At 62.7% G+C, this 14,351-nt stretch carries 16 protein-coding genes and 1 pseudogene; 14 read left to right on the plus strand and 3 right to left on the minus strand.

Going from position 1 to position 14,351, the window contains the following annotated elements; all coding sequences use genetic code 11:
* Positions 1–43 precede the first annotated feature (43 nt).
* Together ACGLHR_RS38425 and ACGLHR_RS38430 are read left to right on the plus strand one after the other, a co-directional pair.
* Positions 44–1,165 carry a substrate-binding protein gene (locus ACGLHR_RS38425; protein WP_400100681.1) on the plus strand — a complete coding sequence of 374 codons (1,122 nt, stop codon included), beginning with the start codon at positions 44–46 and terminating at the stop codon, positions 1,163–1,165.
* 478 nt (positions 1,166–1,643) lie between these two features.
* The gene (locus ACGLHR_RS38430) at positions 1,644–2,432 is read left to right on the plus strand and encodes a DUF899 domain-containing protein (protein WP_400100683.1); all 789 of its coding nucleotides are present in this window, start codon (positions 1,644–1,646) and stop codon (positions 2,430–2,432) included.
* A gap of 1 nt (position 2,433) precedes the next feature.
* Here the strand turns inward: ACGLHR_RS38430 and ACGLHR_RS38435 are convergent, their stop codons facing one another.
* Positions 2,434–3,270 carry an MFS transporter gene (locus ACGLHR_RS38435; protein ID WP_400100685.1) on the minus strand — a complete coding sequence of 279 codons (837 nt, stop codon included), beginning with the start codon at positions 3,268–3,270 and terminating at the stop codon, positions 2,434–2,436.
* The gene (locus tag ACGLHR_RS38440) at positions 3,267–4,121 is read right to left on the minus strand and encodes a class I SAM-dependent methyltransferase (RefSeq protein WP_400100687.1); all 855 of its coding nucleotides are present in this window, start codon (positions 4,119–4,121) and stop codon (positions 3,267–3,269) included. Before ACGLHR_RS38440 ends, ACGLHR_RS38435 begins: the two co-directional genes overlap by 4 nt.
* A 132-nt stretch (positions 4,122–4,253) precedes the next feature.
* On the opposite strand from ACGLHR_RS38440, the gene ACGLHR_RS38445 reads away from it, so the two are divergent.
* The 10 genes from ACGLHR_RS38445 to ACGLHR_RS38490 all read left to right on the plus strand — a co-directional run bounded on the left by ACGLHR_RS38445 (position 4,254) and on the right by ACGLHR_RS38490 (position 13,374).
* Positions 4,254–5,189, plus strand: a complete 936-nt coding sequence (locus tag ACGLHR_RS38445) for a LysR family transcriptional regulator (protein WP_400100688.1) — start codon at positions 4,254–4,256, stop codon at positions 5,187–5,189.
* A gap of 351 nt (positions 5,190–5,540) precedes the next feature.
* The gene (locus tag ACGLHR_RS38450; protein WP_400100706.1) at positions 5,541–6,149 is read left to right on the plus strand and encodes a TetR/AcrR family transcriptional regulator; all 609 of its coding nucleotides are present in this window, start codon (positions 5,541–5,543) and stop codon (positions 6,147–6,149) included.
* A gap of 116 nt (positions 6,150–6,265) precedes the next feature.
* Positions 6,266–7,075, plus strand: a complete 810-nt coding sequence (locus ACGLHR_RS38455; RefSeq protein ID WP_400100690.1) for an oxidoreductase — start codon at positions 6,266–6,268, stop codon at positions 7,073–7,075.
* Positions 7,076–7,240: 165 nt separating this feature from the next.
* A complete protein-coding gene (locus ACGLHR_RS38460) occupies positions 7,241–8,242 on the plus strand; it encodes an NADP-dependent oxidoreductase (RefSeq protein ID WP_400100707.1) in 1,002 nt (333 codons plus the stop codon).
* Between the two features lie 99 nt (positions 8,243–8,341).
* Complete coding sequence (locus tag ACGLHR_RS38465) at positions 8,342–8,518, plus strand: HD domain-containing protein (RefSeq protein ID WP_400100692.1); 177 nt, start codon at positions 8,342–8,344, stop codon at positions 8,516–8,518.
* Between the two features lie 41 nt (positions 8,519–8,559).
* On the plus strand, positions 8,560–8,952 hold the full coding sequence (locus ACGLHR_RS38470; protein ID WP_400100694.1) for a GNAT family N-acetyltransferase: 393 nt from the start codon (positions 8,560–8,562) through the stop codon (positions 8,950–8,952).
* Positions 8,953–9,294: 342 nt separating this feature from the next.
* Complete coding sequence (locus ACGLHR_RS38475; RefSeq protein WP_400100696.1) at positions 9,295–9,717, plus strand: hypothetical protein; 423 nt, start codon at positions 9,295–9,297, stop codon at positions 9,715–9,717.
* 107 nt (positions 9,718–9,824) lie between these two features.
* Positions 9,825–10,238, plus strand: a complete 414-nt coding sequence (locus ACGLHR_RS38480) for a cupin domain-containing protein (RefSeq protein WP_400100698.1) — start codon at positions 9,825–9,827, stop codon at positions 10,236–10,238.
* A gap of 32 nt (positions 10,239–10,270) precedes the next feature.
* Positions 10,271–10,723 (plus strand): GNAT family N-acetyltransferase, encoded by a 453-nt coding sequence (locus ACGLHR_RS38485; RefSeq protein ID WP_400100700.1) that lies wholly within the window; start codon positions 10,271–10,273, stop codon positions 10,721–10,723.
* 98 nt (positions 10,724–10,821) lie between these two features.
* Positions 10,822–13,374, plus strand: coding sequence for an ankyrin repeat domain-containing protein (locus ACGLHR_RS38490; protein ID WP_400100702.1), 2,553 nt, complete (start codon positions 10,822–10,824; stop codon positions 13,372–13,374).
* Between the two features lie 3 nt (positions 13,375–13,377).
* On the opposite strand, the gene ACGLHR_RS38495 is transcribed toward ACGLHR_RS38490, so the two are convergent.
* Positions 13,378–13,554: a hypothetical protein gene (locus ACGLHR_RS38495; RefSeq protein ID WP_400100704.1), complete on the minus strand. Its 177-nt coding sequence runs from the start codon at positions 13,552–13,554 to the stop codon at positions 13,378–13,380.
* Between the two features lie 56 nt (positions 13,555–13,610).
* Between ACGLHR_RS38495 and ACGLHR_RS38500 the strand changes: the two are divergent.
* Together ACGLHR_RS38500 and ACGLHR_RS38505 are read left to right on the plus strand one after the other, a co-directional pair.
* Positions 13,611–14,057, plus strand: a pseudogene (locus ACGLHR_RS38500) (IS607 family transposase); the annotation flags it as partial.
* Between the two features lie 32 nt (positions 14,058–14,089).
* The coding region (locus ACGLHR_RS38505) for a helix-turn-helix domain-containing protein (RefSeq protein WP_400100709.1) at positions 14,090–14,351 on the plus strand (262 nt) is incomplete at its 3' end.

Genomic DNA, 14,351 nt, shown 5'->3' on the forward strand with positions numbered 1-14,351 from the left:
TGGGTGTTCGTCGATAACCGATCCTTTGAGGGGGGAAGAACCGATGAGTGATTCAACAAGCGGATCCATCAAGGTGGGCGTCATCACCGACATTACAGGTCCCCTCTCGTTCTTGGGTATCGCCAATGCAAATGTGGCCAAAATGGTGATCAATGAGATCAACGCAAGGGGTGGCTTGTTGGGACGGAAGATCGATCTGTACCTCGAGGACAGCGCAACGACCGATAGCGTTGGGCAAGCCAAGGCGAGCAAGCTCGTCCAGCAAGATCAGGTCGACGTTGTCTTCGGCGGCATTTACAGCTCCATGAGGCAAGCCATCAAGGGCCCTGCTGTGTTGCAGGGCAAGAAGCTTTACATCTATCCGGAGCAATACGAGGGAGAGGAATGCCACCCGCTGATCTTCTGCACCGGCCCGGTGCCAGCTCAGCAGGTTGAATCCACGATTCCATGGCTGATGGAGAAAACCGGAGCAAAGAAGTTCTACTGTCCGTCGGCTGATTACATCTGGCCGCACACGATGAACAGGAAGCTACGTGAGGTGGCAACCGCCCATGGCGGCTCGATCGTCGGCGAGGAGTACTTTCCGCTCGACCACACCGACTATAGAGCGACAATCGAGAAGATCATCTCCAGCGGAGCCGAGGTGGTATTCAACACGATAGTGCCGCCCGGCCTGGGGTCGTTCCTCGAACAACTCCATCAGTCCGGCTTCATGAAGCGCGGCGGCCACCTCGTGTGCACGTACTTCGAGGAGAACTTCCTGGGCTTCTTTCCGCCGGAACAAGTGGAGGGCCTATACAGTTGCCTCGACTACTACCAGAACGTCAACGATCCTTTTAGCAAGGAACTGTTGGCGAAGTATGACAAGCTCTATCCAGGCGACGCCAAATTCACCGCTGGCAGCGCAGCCACCGGCATGTACCGTGGCCTGAAACTCTGGGAGGCTGCGGTAAACGAAGCCGGCTCGCTAACCCAGGATGATGTGATCAAAGCACTGGACCACGCGAAGATCGCACAGGGGCCAGGCGGCCCGGCTGAAATGGTGCCTGGCCAGCATCACGTCCGGATGAACATGTATATCGCCCAGGTGGAGGGCATGAAATTCGAAATCGTCAAGAACCTGGGGGCCATGGATCCAAAGGAGTGTATGCAAGGAATAAAGTAAGCGACCAGGATTCCACGGCTTTGCGCGCTGTGCATCCAGTGTTACGCGTAACGGCTGTATCTGCCCCATCCGGATGAACGCGAAAGTCTTGCATTTCAGCCGGCCAACGCCATGAAACAGGAAGCACAAGCACCTCGAGAGCGGCAGCTCGGCGTTCTTCAAAGCGGACACTCCTGATGGACCCAGAAGGCCAACTGCCCGTCAGCGGCTATGGCCAATGAGTTCCCGTTCGTTAGCCAAGGACGAACGGCCGTTTCCGCAACCCGCTTGAGACAGTCGATCGCTGGACGTAAAAGTCTGCTCTTACCGGGTAAGCGGCCGCTCAGCCGCAGACAATGAATCCCGTCACACTTGTCACTCCCACCGTTCGACGTCTGGCGACTAAAACTACCTCATGACCAACAGCGAGCGATCGGCAGTGAACGGTATTGCGTTCCAGCCCGAGGACACGCGAGCTCGCTCTAATTCTGAGGTTGCAATGACCACGATGACATCACCTGATGACGGCCGTAAAGAAGGACAGCACGCCATGAACACGCTGCCGATTGTGTCGCCACAAGAGTGGGAGGCTGCGCGCGAGCAGCTTCTCGTCAAAGAGAAGGCCTTGACCCGCGCCCGTGACGCATTGGCCGCCGAGCGACGGCGGATGCCCTGGGTTGCCGTTGAAAAAGCGTATGTGTTCAACGGGCCCGAGGGCAAAGCGGGCCTGCTTGACCTGTTCGACGGTCGCCGCCAGCTGATCATCTATCGCGCCTTCTTTGAACCTGGCGTGCACGGCTGGCCGGAGCATGCCTGCATCGGCTGTTCCATGGTGGCCGACCACGTTGCCCACCTTGCCCATTTGAACGCCCGCGACACCACCCTCGTGTTCGCCTCACGCGCGCCGCAGGCTGACATCGCGCGCCTGAAGGCTCGAATGGGGTGGGAGATCCCCTGGTACACGATCACCGACAGTTTCGACGCGGACTTCGGTGTGGACCAGTGGCACGGCCACAACGCGTTCCTCCGCGACGGCGATCGCGTGTTCCGCACCTACTTCATCAACAGCCGCGGCGACGAAGCGATGGGCACCACCTGGAGCTACCTCGACATGACGGCGCTCGGGCGTCAGGAGACGTGGGAGGACTCGCCGGAGGGCTACCCTCAGAGCCGACCGTATAAGTGGTGGAACTGGCACGACAGTTACGTCCCCGACGCCGCGCCTGACCCGGAGTGGGTCGAGGTGTCAGATGCCGGGGAGGCCGCTTTTCGGAAACGCGGCGGCTAGATCAGCCGGCGGATCGCCGGATCAACTGGCGCAGCGACAGCGCGTGCAGCAGGATCGAGCTTGGCACGACAAATGCCGGGGTCAACACATCCGGATAAGCGCCGGCACCGATGCTTGGCACATTCGGAACGATCAGTTGGAACCGGCCGGGCGAAGTGATCAACCCCAGGGTGATGGCAATGGCGAAATCCGCGAGGCCGAAGATGTTCCAGATGATCGCCGCTTTCCGACCCTCGGCCGTGCCGGTCGCGACGGCGATTGCCGCCGGTACGGCGAACACGCCGGTCAGCACGTCGCCGATTCCCGCCGGCAACGCGAACACGCCGGGCATCTCCCCACGCAGCCAGGCAGCGAGAGCCCAGCTGCCGAATACGCGGTAAAGCTGAATGGCGACGAGCCAGGTCTCAGGCATCGCATCGAGCACCTGCCCCATCCGCTTCGGCAACAGCAACAGTGGCGCACCGATCAGCACCGGAAGAAAGATCGCCAACGGCAGCAACGGCATCGGTGAGGGCGAGGTGCCGCTGCCGAAGACGCCATTGATGGCCGCGCTCCAGGCGACGGCGAACCAAAGCGTGTATGGGATCATCACCGCAAGCCAGGTCGTGCGGCGTCGGCCCAGCGTCAGGTCGGTGCGTTCGAGGCCAAGCCATAAACCGACCGCGATAACAGCATGGGCCGTCAGTTGGTGAGCGGTGGTGGGAACGCCGCTGGCCGGGATAATCGGCTGCCAGTAGATCAAGCCAATCCACAGAACCGTCAGCGGTGCTATCCAAAGCAGGCCGCGCCACGCGGGATGCGGCGAGACGATATCAGCAGGAACACGAGCGGCGGTCATGAGCGGTTCTCCATGTGATTCCGGATCTTCGTGGGGGCGGCTTCGAACACCGCAGTGAGAATGCCGAGTCGGCCTTCCATGAGATTGCGTCCCAGGTTGATGAATAGTTGCGCGAAGTCCGGCCCCAGCACCACGCCGAGATTTGGCGAGGGCGGCGGCCCAGACGCACGCCGTTGGGTGATCCAGGCTTTTGCGGCTTCCGTGTCGTCTTGCCACGCCAGCGTGCGGAAGCCTGCTTTCTCGATTGCCTCGTGTGTTGCCTCGGCCGTCAGGAGAAAGCTCGTGGCCGGGGTTCGCGCCCAAGGAACGGGATAGAGCAGTTCGCTGCCGTTTGCGACGACGTCGAACGTCGCGAACTTGCCGCCTGGCTTCAGCACACGTCGGATCTCTCGGTAAAGCCGCGCGCGATCGGCGATGTTCATCGCAACATGCTGCAGCAACACCACATCAAAGCGGCTGTCGTCGAAGGGAAGTTCGAGGGCGCTGGCGGTACGAAACGACACCTGTTCGCTTTGCCTGGTGCGCTGGGTGAGATAGCGCGCGGCATCCACAAACGGTTCGCTGAGGTCGATACCCGTAACCCGGCAGCCACGGGTTGCAGCCAGAACACGGGCCGGCCCGCCGATGCCCGATCCGACGTCCAGCACCGACATGTCGGCGGTGATCCCGGCCAACTCGGCAAGCTCGGCGGTGGCAGCAAGCCCACGGGTGTGAAACTGGTCGAGGGCGTCCAGTTGCTGTGGTGTGAGCGGCTGATCCTCCGGTCCAAGGACCGCGAGTGCGACCCTCAGCCGCTCGGTCAAGCCGGTCGCGCGATAGTGATCGCGCACGCCATCAAGTGCATCGTTCATTGCGAGGTTCCTCCACGGTCTCAAGCGGATTGTTCCGGGCTTGCGAGTCGAGATCGGCGCGACGCCTCATCCGCAGGTGTAGGTGTACCATGACCTCCGGCGAGCGACTATTCATCACAACGTTGACGGGCTATGAAGCAGAACTTCACAGTCAGGCAGGGCGCGCTCGATGGCGTGGAGGCGTTCCTCAGCGTTGCCCGGCATCGCAATTTTCGCCGGGCAGCCGCCGAACTCGGCGTGACCCCCTCGGCCGTCAGCCAGGCGGTGCATGTGCTTGAAGCGCGCATTGGCGCAGCGCTCTTCATACGCACCACGCGCAGTGTCGGTCTGACAGAAGCTGGCGAACGGTTTCTTTCGCGTGCAAAGCCTGCCTTCGAAGAGCTTGTCGCCGCCAGTGAGGTTGCGCGCGGACTCGGCCAGCGGCCTGCCGGATTGTTGCGTCTTTCGGTGCCGCGCGCGGTGGTGCCGATCCTGCTGGAACCACTGATTGCATCCTTCTGCAAGGCTTATCCCGAGGTCGAAGTGGAGATCGCCGTAAGCGAGGAGCTGATCGATCTTGCGGCGGAAGGCTTCGACGCCGGCATCCGGCTAGCTCAGTTCGTTGCCGCGGACATGGTCGCGGTGCCGTTGACGCCCCCATTTCGTCTTATCATCGTCGGCAGCCCTGCCTACTTCGCAGGCCGCAGCCGTCCCGAACGCATGGACGATCTGCGCGAACATGCATGTTTGCGATGGCGGCGATCCAACGGTGCGATCGCGCCCTGGTCATTCAACGACAACGGCCGCGCGATCGAGATCGTTGTATCGGGCCCTCTCATCGCGCATGACTTCCCTACCATGCTGGGTGCGGCAGTCGAAGGTTTAGGCCTTGCCCAGCTACCTGAGCCGATGGTCGCCGAAGGGCTGGGAGCGGGGAAACTGGTGCTCGTGCTGGAGCCGTTAGCGCCGGTGATACCGGGCGTGTTTCTCTACTATCCAAGCCGTCGGCAGATCATGCCGAAGCTGCGTGCGTTCATCGATCACGTGAAGAACTACCCGGCGGGCCCTGGCAGTGTCGGGCACCCCTGAAATCGCAAGTCAATCTCCTCCAAAGGAGTTTTTCAACACTATCGGCTGGTTGTGGCCGCTCGACCGATGGCTGCTCGCGACCCTGCGCCGTCCTTCGGGCAGGCCCGGAGTCAATGGCGGGATTTGGGATACAACGGCCAAGGTAAGCCGGACGAGGAGTCGTCGGTCTATCCTCGCATGTGCTAGCCGGCAGCCGCGCGCGAGACTGTAACACTTGCCAAGACCACCGCCAGGCAAACACCGAGCTCGGGCTCGGCGTCTTGGAGCTAGTTGCACTGCTCGCCGCTGTCTGGAGGGCGCATTGATCTCCATCGACATTGCTCCATGCAGCAAATTGCGCCGAAATGTTATATGATGGCCATCATGAAGAAGCCGCAAATCAATCGGAAAACAGTCAGCCGTAGGGAAATCACGCACGAGCGCATCGTCGAGGTTGCCGCGCGCGCGATTCGGCGCAGCGGTTATGACGGCACGGGAGTGGCTGAAATCATGAAGGAGGCCGGCCTGACGCATGGCGGCTTCTATGCCCACTTTCCATCGCGCGAGGCGCTGCTTGCCGAAGCTGCTGACCGCGCCGGTGCTGAAGCCGTGGCCCTGTCGGAACATATCGCCGCCTCCGTGCCGCCAGAGCAAGCATTGCCGTCGATGGTGCGCGCCTATTTGTCGAAGGAGCATTGTGAAGGCATAGAGACTGGCTGCCCGGTCTCCGCCCTCGGCTCGGAGATGCCGCGCCAGGCGCCGGCCGTGCGGCGCGCAGCCACCCGCCGCATCAAGGAGATGGTCGATGTCGTTGCGCGCCAATTGCCCGATTGGGGTCAGCCGGGCGCGCACGAACAAGCACTTATGACGGTTGCCACCATGGTTGGCACCATGGTGCTGGCGCGTGCCGTTGACGACCCCAAGCTGTCGGACAGCTTTCTTGAAGCAGCATTGAAAAAACTCGTGCCCACTGACGCGTAAATCCGCCGGCCCGGTGCCGGTTTTCGCTGAATCTAAAATATGATGAACATCATATTTTATCAAGATGAATGCCCGACCAACCACGTAAAGACATCCCTCGATATCGGAAGGACATCATGGAAACCAAAATAGCGCTTGTTACGGGCGCCTCGTCTGGAATCGGCGAAGCCACGGCAAAGCGGCTTACGAAGGCCGGATACAAGGTCTATGGCACCAGCCGGCGCGGTGCACAAGCCGGCCAGCGGACGTTCGAGATGCTGCCACTTGACGTGACTAGCGAAGAATCAGTGGAAGCTGCCGTCAAGGAAGTACTGCGCCTACACGGCCGCATCGACCTGCTGGTGAACAACGCTGGCTTCGGCGTTGCCCCTGCCGCTGCAGAAGAGAGTTCGATTGACCAGGCCCGCGCGATCTTCGATACGAACTTCTTCGGGATTGTCCGCATGACGCGTGCCGTGTTGCCCCATATGCGGCAACAAGGTAGCGGCCGCATCATCAACATCGGCTCTGTGCTGGGTTTCTTACCCATGCCCTATATGGCGCTGTATTCCGCCACCAAGCACGCGGTCGCAGGCTATTCGGAGTCGCTCGACCATGAGTTGCGCACGATGGGCATCCGGGTATCGGTCATTGAGCCTGCCTATATCAAGACGCCTTTTGACGCGAACTTCATGGCGCCCGACGCCCCCCTCGACGAGTACTGCGAGGTGCGCTCGGCCGTGGACAAGCGAGTCAAGGAGGTGGTCGAGGGCGCTGACGGTCCCGAGGTTGTGGCCGAGACCGTACTGCAGGCCGCCATCGCGGCTCGTCCGAAACTCCGCTATGCAGCCGGTGGACTCGCCGGCCGTCTGCGATTGCTACGCAGATTTGCGCCTGCGGGCTTGGTAGACGCGGGTATTCGCAAAGATCTGCGGCTCGCAACGTAGTCGGTGTTACTGCCTCCTCCCCGTCCAAAGGGCAGACTACAAGGACGTGCTGGCATAGTCGTCGACGTCAACGCATGACTGTGCTGCGACCGATCTGCAGCTCTACATCCGTGCTACTGCCTGCGAAAAAAACTTGACGCAACGAGAAACTGACAAGGAACCATGATGAAGGCATTCGTCGTCGATCGATATGGACGCAAAAATGGCGTACGAGCCGGCGATATGCCGGTCCCGGAGCTGCGCGAGGACGACGTATTGATCCAGATTCACGCCGCTGGCGTGAATCCTCTCGATTCCAAGATCAGGGACGGGGAGTTCAAGTTAATTTTGCCTTATCGTTTGCCATTGATTTTGGGCAACGATCTGGCCGGGGTTGTTGTCCGCGTCGGATCGCGCGTACGACGATTCAAACCGGGCGACGAGGTCTATGCGCGACCGCACAAGGATCGCATCGGCACTTTCGCGGAATTCATTGCGGTCAAAGAGGATGGCGTGGCGCTCAAGCCCACAGCACTCACGATGGAGGAGGCGGCTTCAATCCCGTTGGTGGGATTGACCGCCTGGCAGGCGCTGATCGAAAAAGGGCAACTCAAGAAAGGGCAGAAAGTGCTCATACATGCTGGCTCGGGCGGCGTTGGTACCTTTGCCATTCAACTGGCAAAGCATGTGGGCGCGACTGTCGCGACGACAACGAGCGCGCCGAATATCGAACTGGTGAAGCGCCTCGGTGCGGATATCGTCATCGATTACAAGAAAGACGACTTTGGGGCCATCCTGAAGGACTACGACGTGGTACTGGATACGCAGGGCGGAAATTCTCTCGAGAAGTCGCTGCGAGTGCTCAAGCCGGGTGGCAACCTCATCGGGATCGCGGGTCCGCCTGATCCCGATTTTGCGAAAGAGATGGGTGCCTCTTGGTTCCTGAAAGCGGCGATGCGCTTTCTGAGCTATCGCATCAGAAAAGCGGCGAAACGTCATGAGGTCAGCTATTCATTTGTTTTCATGCGTGCCAACGCAGACCAACTAGGCCAGATCGCCACGCTCATCGACGCAGGCGCGATAAGGCCCGTGATCGATCGGGTTTTCCCGTTCGAGTCAACCAAAGAGGCTTTGGCTTACGTCGAAACAGGACGTGCAAAGGGTAAGGTTGTCATCAAGATCCGATAGTGACTATGTCGTCGACGTCAATTCTTGCAACGTGGAGAGTCAACCGTCCGTTGTCAGCGTGGAGCCGACCTTCAAACGTCCGCGTAGCAATCAAGTGGAATGGCCGCTCGTGGCTGCGAACTCAGCCTGAAGCTCTGCGTGATTCACGATCTGGGTGAGGCCCTTCACGGTGACATCCCGGCCGTCGATTCAAAGCGCGGGCCAGGACAAGAGCCAGCAGGAGAGGGACGACCTGATCGTGCTTTTCAGGACGATCCGCGCGATCGTCGACGATGACATGAAAGGGCGGATGCGAGCGTGATCAACCCGACGACCCCGTGCCACTGACAATCCGCCCGGAAACCCCTGCCGACGTCGCCGCGATCGAACGCCTGACGGCCGCAGCCTTCCGGAATGCGCCCCACACCAGCCATACCGAACACTTCATCGTGAACGCCCTGCGCCGCGCCGGGCAGCTTTCGGTTTCGCTGGTGGGGTGGGACGGCGCCGGCATGGTGGGTCATGTTGCGCTCTCGGCGCTGCGCGGCCTGGGTGCTGCCGGCTGCGTGGTGCTCGGCGATCCTGCCTTCTATGGGCGCTTCGGCTTTGTGGCAAAGCCGGAACTGGTGCTCGCCGGCGTGCCCGCCGAATACTTCCAGTCCTTGTCATTCCAAGGCAGCCGGGCCGCGGGCGCCGTGCGCTATCACGCGGCATTCGACGCCACGGCGTGATCGCCGGCCGTTGCGAAATCCGGATTGACGCATTGCGCCAAAAGAAACGGAGGCGCCACATCCAGTGCTGGCGCGGTCCACAAGGCATTGTCTGGCGGGCAGGAAAGTGTATCGGTCTATCTCAGGGTTTCCCCTGATCCACGGACAGGAGTAAATTCATGCATCGCCATGCCGCACTGGATGTCGGCGAAGCCGCCGGGCGCTGCGTTAAGCCGAGGGTGTCCAGTGATCATGTCGCGCTCTGCCATCGGAGAAGCCGGATTTCATGTTGTTGGCGGAGCCTCGTGCCCAGGCGCATCCCGGTGCGCCTTCACCCAAGTCAGCAGGAAAGGAAGTGAACCCATGAGTTCCACGATCGAAGCACTGTTCCCGAAGCAACAAGGCGCCGCGGACAAAATCGTCACCGCGCTCAACCACCAGGAGATCGTCGTCGCCTTGTCGGCGCTGGTGGCTGACCAGCGCGTGGCCGTGCTGCACATGCTGTACCCCCGCACCGACGCGCGCACGCACAAAAGCCTCGACACACTGGTCAGCACGCTGCACGGCCACGGCCTGCACGAGGTGGCCACGCTGGTCTCGCAGGAAGCGCACTACCTGATCTTCAAGGACCCCGCCAAGGCATGGAAGGCGTTCCAGGAGATTCGCCACGACTCGCTGGCGATCGGGGTGCACCTTTACTACAAGGGGCTTTCGGGAGACGACGCGGAAAAGTCGCTCGATGCGGACGCGCACCAGAAGGTGGATACGCCAGCGCGCCATTACTGAGTGGCTTTATTGCCGCTGGCCGCACGGGCAGGGCGAGAGGCCGCTGGCGCTCACCCTGCCGGTTTTCCGGCGTAGAATTCCTCGTCGGGAACCGAAGAGGAGCGCGCATGCCGGACCCTTCATCCAGTGCGGAAGCAACCCTGGTCCCGGTGCGCCCCGACCGGGAGATCGCTACCAGCCAGCGTTTGCCCTACTTCGTCGGCATTTCCGCGCTTAGCGCGGGTGCCAAAGGTTTGTCGATGTACATCGTCGTCGTGCCGCCAGGCGGCCACGCCGAACCGCACGTGCATTGCGGCTACGAGACGGGCATCTACGTGCTGGAGGGGCGTGTCGAGACCCGCTACGGGCCCGGGCTGCGCCAGTCGGTCATCTCCGAGGCCGGCGACTTCCTCTTCATTCCGCCGGGCGTGCCGCACCAGCCGTTCAACCTGAGTGCGACGACGCCCGCCAAAGCTATCGTTGCGCGCAACCAGCCGGACGAGCTCGAGCAGGTATTACCGTACGATCCGTTGCGGGAATAAAATCTCATGCTTTCGCACCAACGCTACGAAACATGCGCATTGCGTTTGAAAGCCCCAGGCAGGCAGAGGTCATCCGCCTGATCGACGAACTGGACGCCTACCAGAAGCCGCTGTACCCGCCGGAGAGCCATCACGGCATCGACATCGACGCGCTGTCCCAACCCAACGTTCTCTTTGCCGTCGTGCGGGACCAGCAGGGCGCTGCCGTTGGCTGCGGGGCGATGGTCTTGCAGCCGGAGTTTGGCGAGATCAAGCGCATGTTCGTGCGTCCGCAGAACCGGGGCGGCGGCATTGCGATGAGGCTGTTGGCCACGCTTGAGAAAGAAGCCACGGCCAGGGCCTGCCCGCGCTTCATGCTTGAGACCGGCGTCAGCCAGCCCGAGGCGCTGGCGCTGTACGCCCGGGCCGGCTACGAAAGGTGCGGGCCGTTCGGAGACTACGTTGACGACCCGCTCAGCGTGTTCATGCAGAAGGACGCGGCTTAACCTTGCAATACGGACTGCAGCGCAAAAAGTGTATTAAGCGTGGCATTGAAGGGTGAGCGGAGTATCATCGGGGCCGCCTGCCACTCTTTCCGTCCCGGATGTCCCGCATTCCTGCCATCGCTCAATCCGAAGTCCGCCACGTTTCCCGAGTTCCCCGCGTTCCCCGTTTTTCCCGCTTGCTCGGCGCCGCGGCGCTGGCGCTGGCCTGCCTCGCCGTCACGCCGCGCCCCGCGCTCGCCTACGACATCGGCGAGGTCATCGAAGCCATGCGCCTTAGCCGCTATGCCCTGAACGCGCCGGAGCGCCGCGTGTGGGGCACCGAGAACGCGCGCGATGCGCTGCTGGTCGGCCAGGTCGAGAACCGCCTGTTCTTCTACCGCTACGTGCGCGAAGGCAGCACGTCCACGCTGGCGTTCCGCTCGCCGCCATTGGTGATCGACCCGGGCACATGGCGGGCGTCGCATGAGGAAAACGTGTCCGTCACCACGCCCCGGGGCGACGAGATCTTCTACTGGGTGGCCTATACCTACAACGATGTCGACGGCAAGCAGGTGAACGGCTACCTGGTGGACGCCGCCGGTGAAGCCATCACGGTGCGCGCCGACGCCAGCACCGCGACGGTGACCAGCACGCGCCCCTGGGACGCGGCACGCCAGGCCCGGGCCATGGCCACGTTGCGCAAAGCCCTGGTGCGCTATCCCAGCCGCTTGACAGCCATGCCGGCCGACATGCGCTTCGTGCAGCGCCCGCCGGTCGACACGCTGGCAGCCTTCCGCACGCTGCACCAGGCGGCACGCGCCATCCCCCGCGCGAAGACAGCGGAATTCGCCCGCGCGCTGGCGCAGTTGCGCACCTTTGTCATGGAGCAGGACTATCGAGAGATCGATCCCAAGGGCGAATACTCCGACACGCTGGTCGCCCTGAACGACTATGGATTCTGGCTGGCCGAGGCCGGCGATGCCGCCCAGGCCGACCTGATCCTGGGGGAGGTGCTGCGCCGGGACCCGTCGCGCATCGCGGCCTACCTGAACCGCGCGGACGCGCGCTGGCAGCAACGCGAGCGCGAGCGCAACCCGGAAAAGCGCGACTACTACCTGGCGCTGGCGCGCGAGGACTACCGCCAGTACTGCAGCCTGCGGCTGGTGTCCAACAATGCCATCCCGTCCAACGTGGCGGCCCGCATCGGCACCGCGCTGGACGAGAAGCAACTGACCCCAGCCACGTGCCGGCCGCGCCTGGAGATCTTCCCGGCGATCAAGGCCGGCGACCTGCAGGCGGTGCGCCTGCAACTGGCGCGCGGCCAGGATCCGAACGGGGTCAACGAGCATGGCGTCTCCGCGCTGAGCGTGGCGGTGTACTACCAGCAGGTGGAGATCGTGCGCGCCTTGCTGGCCGACGGCGCCAAGGTGGACGGGCCGAACCGGGGCTCGGCCTTGATGGCGTCGGCCATGCGGGACGGGCGCGACAAGCGGCCATTGGCGCAGCGCTACGCCATCGCGGACATCCTGCTGGCGGCCGGCGCCTCGCTCGAGGTGCCCGACCTCAACGGCACGCCCTTGCTGATCACGCGCACGTCCTACTATGGGGAAGATCGCGACACGCTGGAGTACCTGCTGTCCCACGGCGCCGATCCGAACACGCATGACAAAAAGGGCCGCACCGTGCTGCACGCCGCCATCAGCAACTTCCGCACGCGCTGGTTTGCGGATCAGCTGCTGGCCAAGGGCGCCGACATCAATGCGGCCTACATCTGGAACGGCTACGGCAACCGCGTCATGTGGGAAACCCCGCTGCTCGATGCGCTGCGCGAGTCGACCAGCGAGCTGAAGCCGGGCGTGGCCCTTGCCATCCCGGAGCGCGTGGCCTTTGTGCTGGATCGTGGCGCGGACTCTTCGGTGGGCGGCTATGGCGGCAAGGACGCCGTGGCGCGCAACGGCCTGGACGCGGCGCTGAGCCTCTCGGCCCCCTATTTTCAGCCCGCGCTGGTAGACCGGCTGGTGCAGGCCTCGCGCCAGCCGGCGGCGCCGCTGACCAGCGAGCCCCTGTCAGCCCTGCTGCGCGCGTGGAGCTACCTGGAGGCGCGCGCGGACGCCAGCAAGGACAGCGCCGCGTGGGACGGCCTGCGCGCGAGCGCCCGTGCCGCGGCCGAGCGCATGGTCGCCGCCGGCGTCAGCCTCAAATACCAGAACAGCGCGCAAGGCATGAAGGACAACGCGATCGCGCCGCTGAGCGTGCCGTGGCTGCCGGATGACCTGTACCTGGCGTGGCTCAAGGCGGGTGCCGACCAGACCGACCGCAGCGACGGCGGCATGCGCATCAACAGCGTGGACCAGAACGACGCGCCGCCGCTGGTGATCATGATGCAGCTGGGCCAGCAAGCCAAGGTGAAGATGCTGCTGGAACACGACGCCGCGCTGTACCGCGACCCGCAGCGCTGTGGCATGGCGGTGGCGGATGTGCAGTCATGGCAGCTGGGCAACGCCGGCAAGGTCATCAGCCCAGAAATGGCGGACGCGATCAGCCATGTCATGCAAGGCGCCGCCAAGGCAGGCAACTGCGACATGAGCATGAAGGCGCGCGCCAGGCCGTATATCGGCGTGCGCGCCGACGAACTGGCGCGATATATTGAACGAGGCGTTGCCGCTCGCTAGAAACTACCTGGCGCCAGCCGTCCGCCGGCGGCTGGCAGGGCGCGCAAGCATGCCGTTGAGCAACACGCCGATGACCTGTTCCGCGTGCTGTTCCGCTTGTTCGGGCGTCATGGGCCCGACGCCATAAAGGCGCTGGATCAGATGCGTGGCCGACTGAACGGCCGTGAGCGTGGCGGCCATCGACGCTATGATCTGGCGAAGCTGCGTCCCGATCTGTGCCCGATTCTATGGGGCGAAGGACCGTGGCATATGCTCGTGTATCGAGCCACGATCAGAAGGACGACCTTGAGCGCCAGAAGCAGGTGCTGGAGTGATATTGCGCTCAGCAGGCTTGGAAGCTCGAGGTTGTCGCGGACCTGGGCTCCGGCATGAACTATCAGAAGAAGGGGCTCAAGCGTTTGCTCAGCGCGGTGATCGGAGGCCAAGTCGGCCGGCTTGTCATCACGCACAAGGACCGGCTGTTGCGGTTCGGCGCCGAATTGGTGTTTGCGATTTGCGAGGCGAAGCAAGTGGAGGTCATTATTCTCAATCAGGGCCAGGACACGACCTTCGAGGAAGACCTGGCCAGGAACGTCCTGGAGATCATCACGGTGTTTAGCGCTCGCCTGTACGGCAGCCGGTCACGCAAGAATCAAAAACTCTTGGACAGCGTGCGCCGCACCGTCGAGGCTGCGCAGTGCTGATTGCTCACAAGATCGCGCTTGCGCCGAACAACGTGCAGGCGACCTACTTCGCCCGGACGTCTGGCGTGGCACGCTTCGCCTATAACTGGGCGCTGGCGGAATGGAAACGACAGTACGAGGCGAACAAAGCTGATTCCACCCAGCCCAAGCCGTCGCAAGCCGCGTTGCGCCGCCAGCTCAATGCAGTGAAGCGCGAGCAGTTTCCCTGGATGCTGGCAGTCACCAAGAACGCGCCGCAGATGGCGATCATGCAGCTGGGCGATGCCTTCAAGAACTTCTTTGCCGGCCGCGCCC

The organism is Cupriavidus sp. CuC1 (assembly GCF_044627735.1).
Taxonomy (GTDB): domain Bacteria; phylum Pseudomonadota; class Gammaproteobacteria; order Burkholderiales; family Burkholderiaceae; genus Cupriavidus; species Cupriavidus ulmosensis.

Excerpts from the sequence above, each read along its gene's own strand:
- ACGLHR_RS38425 (WP_400100681.1), top strand. The coding sequence starts at position 44 with ATGAGTGATTCAACAAGCGGATCCATCAAGGTGGGCGTCATCACCGAC.
- ACGLHR_RS38430 (WP_400100683.1), top strand. The coding sequence starts at position 1,644 with ATGACCACGATGACATCACCTGATGACGGCCGTAAAGAAGGACAGCAC.
- ACGLHR_RS38435 (WP_400100685.1), bottom strand. The coding sequence starts at position 3,270 with ATGACCGCCGCTCGTGTTCCTGCTGATATCGTCTCGCCGCATCCCGCG.
- ACGLHR_RS38440 (WP_400100687.1), bottom strand. The coding sequence starts at position 4,121 with ATGAACGATGCACTTGATGGCGTGCGCGATCACTATCGCGCGACCGGC.
- ACGLHR_RS38445 (WP_400100688.1), top strand. The coding sequence starts at position 4,254 with ATGAAGCAGAACTTCACAGTCAGGCAGGGCGCGCTCGATGGCGTGGAG.
- ACGLHR_RS38450 (WP_400100706.1), top strand. The coding sequence starts at position 5,541 with ATGATGGCCATCATGAAGAAGCCGCAAATCAATCGGAAAACAGTCAGC.
- ACGLHR_RS38455 (WP_400100690.1), top strand. The coding sequence starts at position 6,266 with ATGGAAACCAAAATAGCGCTTGTTACGGGCGCCTCGTCTGGAATCGGC.
- ACGLHR_RS38460 (WP_400100707.1), top strand. The coding sequence starts at position 7,241 with ATGAAGGCATTCGTCGTCGATCGATATGGACGCAAAAATGGCGTACGA.
- ACGLHR_RS38465 (WP_400100692.1), top strand. The coding sequence starts at position 8,342 with ATGGCCGCTCGTGGCTGCGAACTCAGCCTGAAGCTCTGCGTGATTCAC.
- ACGLHR_RS38475 (WP_400100696.1), top strand. The coding sequence starts at position 9,295 with ATGAGTTCCACGATCGAAGCACTGTTCCCGAAGCAACAAGGCGCCGCG.
- ACGLHR_RS38480 (WP_400100698.1), top strand. The coding sequence starts at position 9,825 with ATGCCGGACCCTTCATCCAGTGCGGAAGCAACCCTGGTCCCGGTGCGC.
- ACGLHR_RS38485 (WP_400100700.1), top strand. The coding sequence starts at position 10,271 with ATGCGCATTGCGTTTGAAAGCCCCAGGCAGGCAGAGGTCATCCGCCTG.
- ACGLHR_RS38490 (WP_400100702.1), top strand. The coding sequence starts at position 10,822 with ATGTCCCGCATTCCTGCCATCGCTCAATCCGAAGTCCGCCACGTTTCC.
- ACGLHR_RS38495 (WP_400100704.1), bottom strand. The coding sequence starts at position 13,554 with ATGGCCGCCACGCTCACGGCCGTTCAGTCGGCCACGCATCTGATCCAG.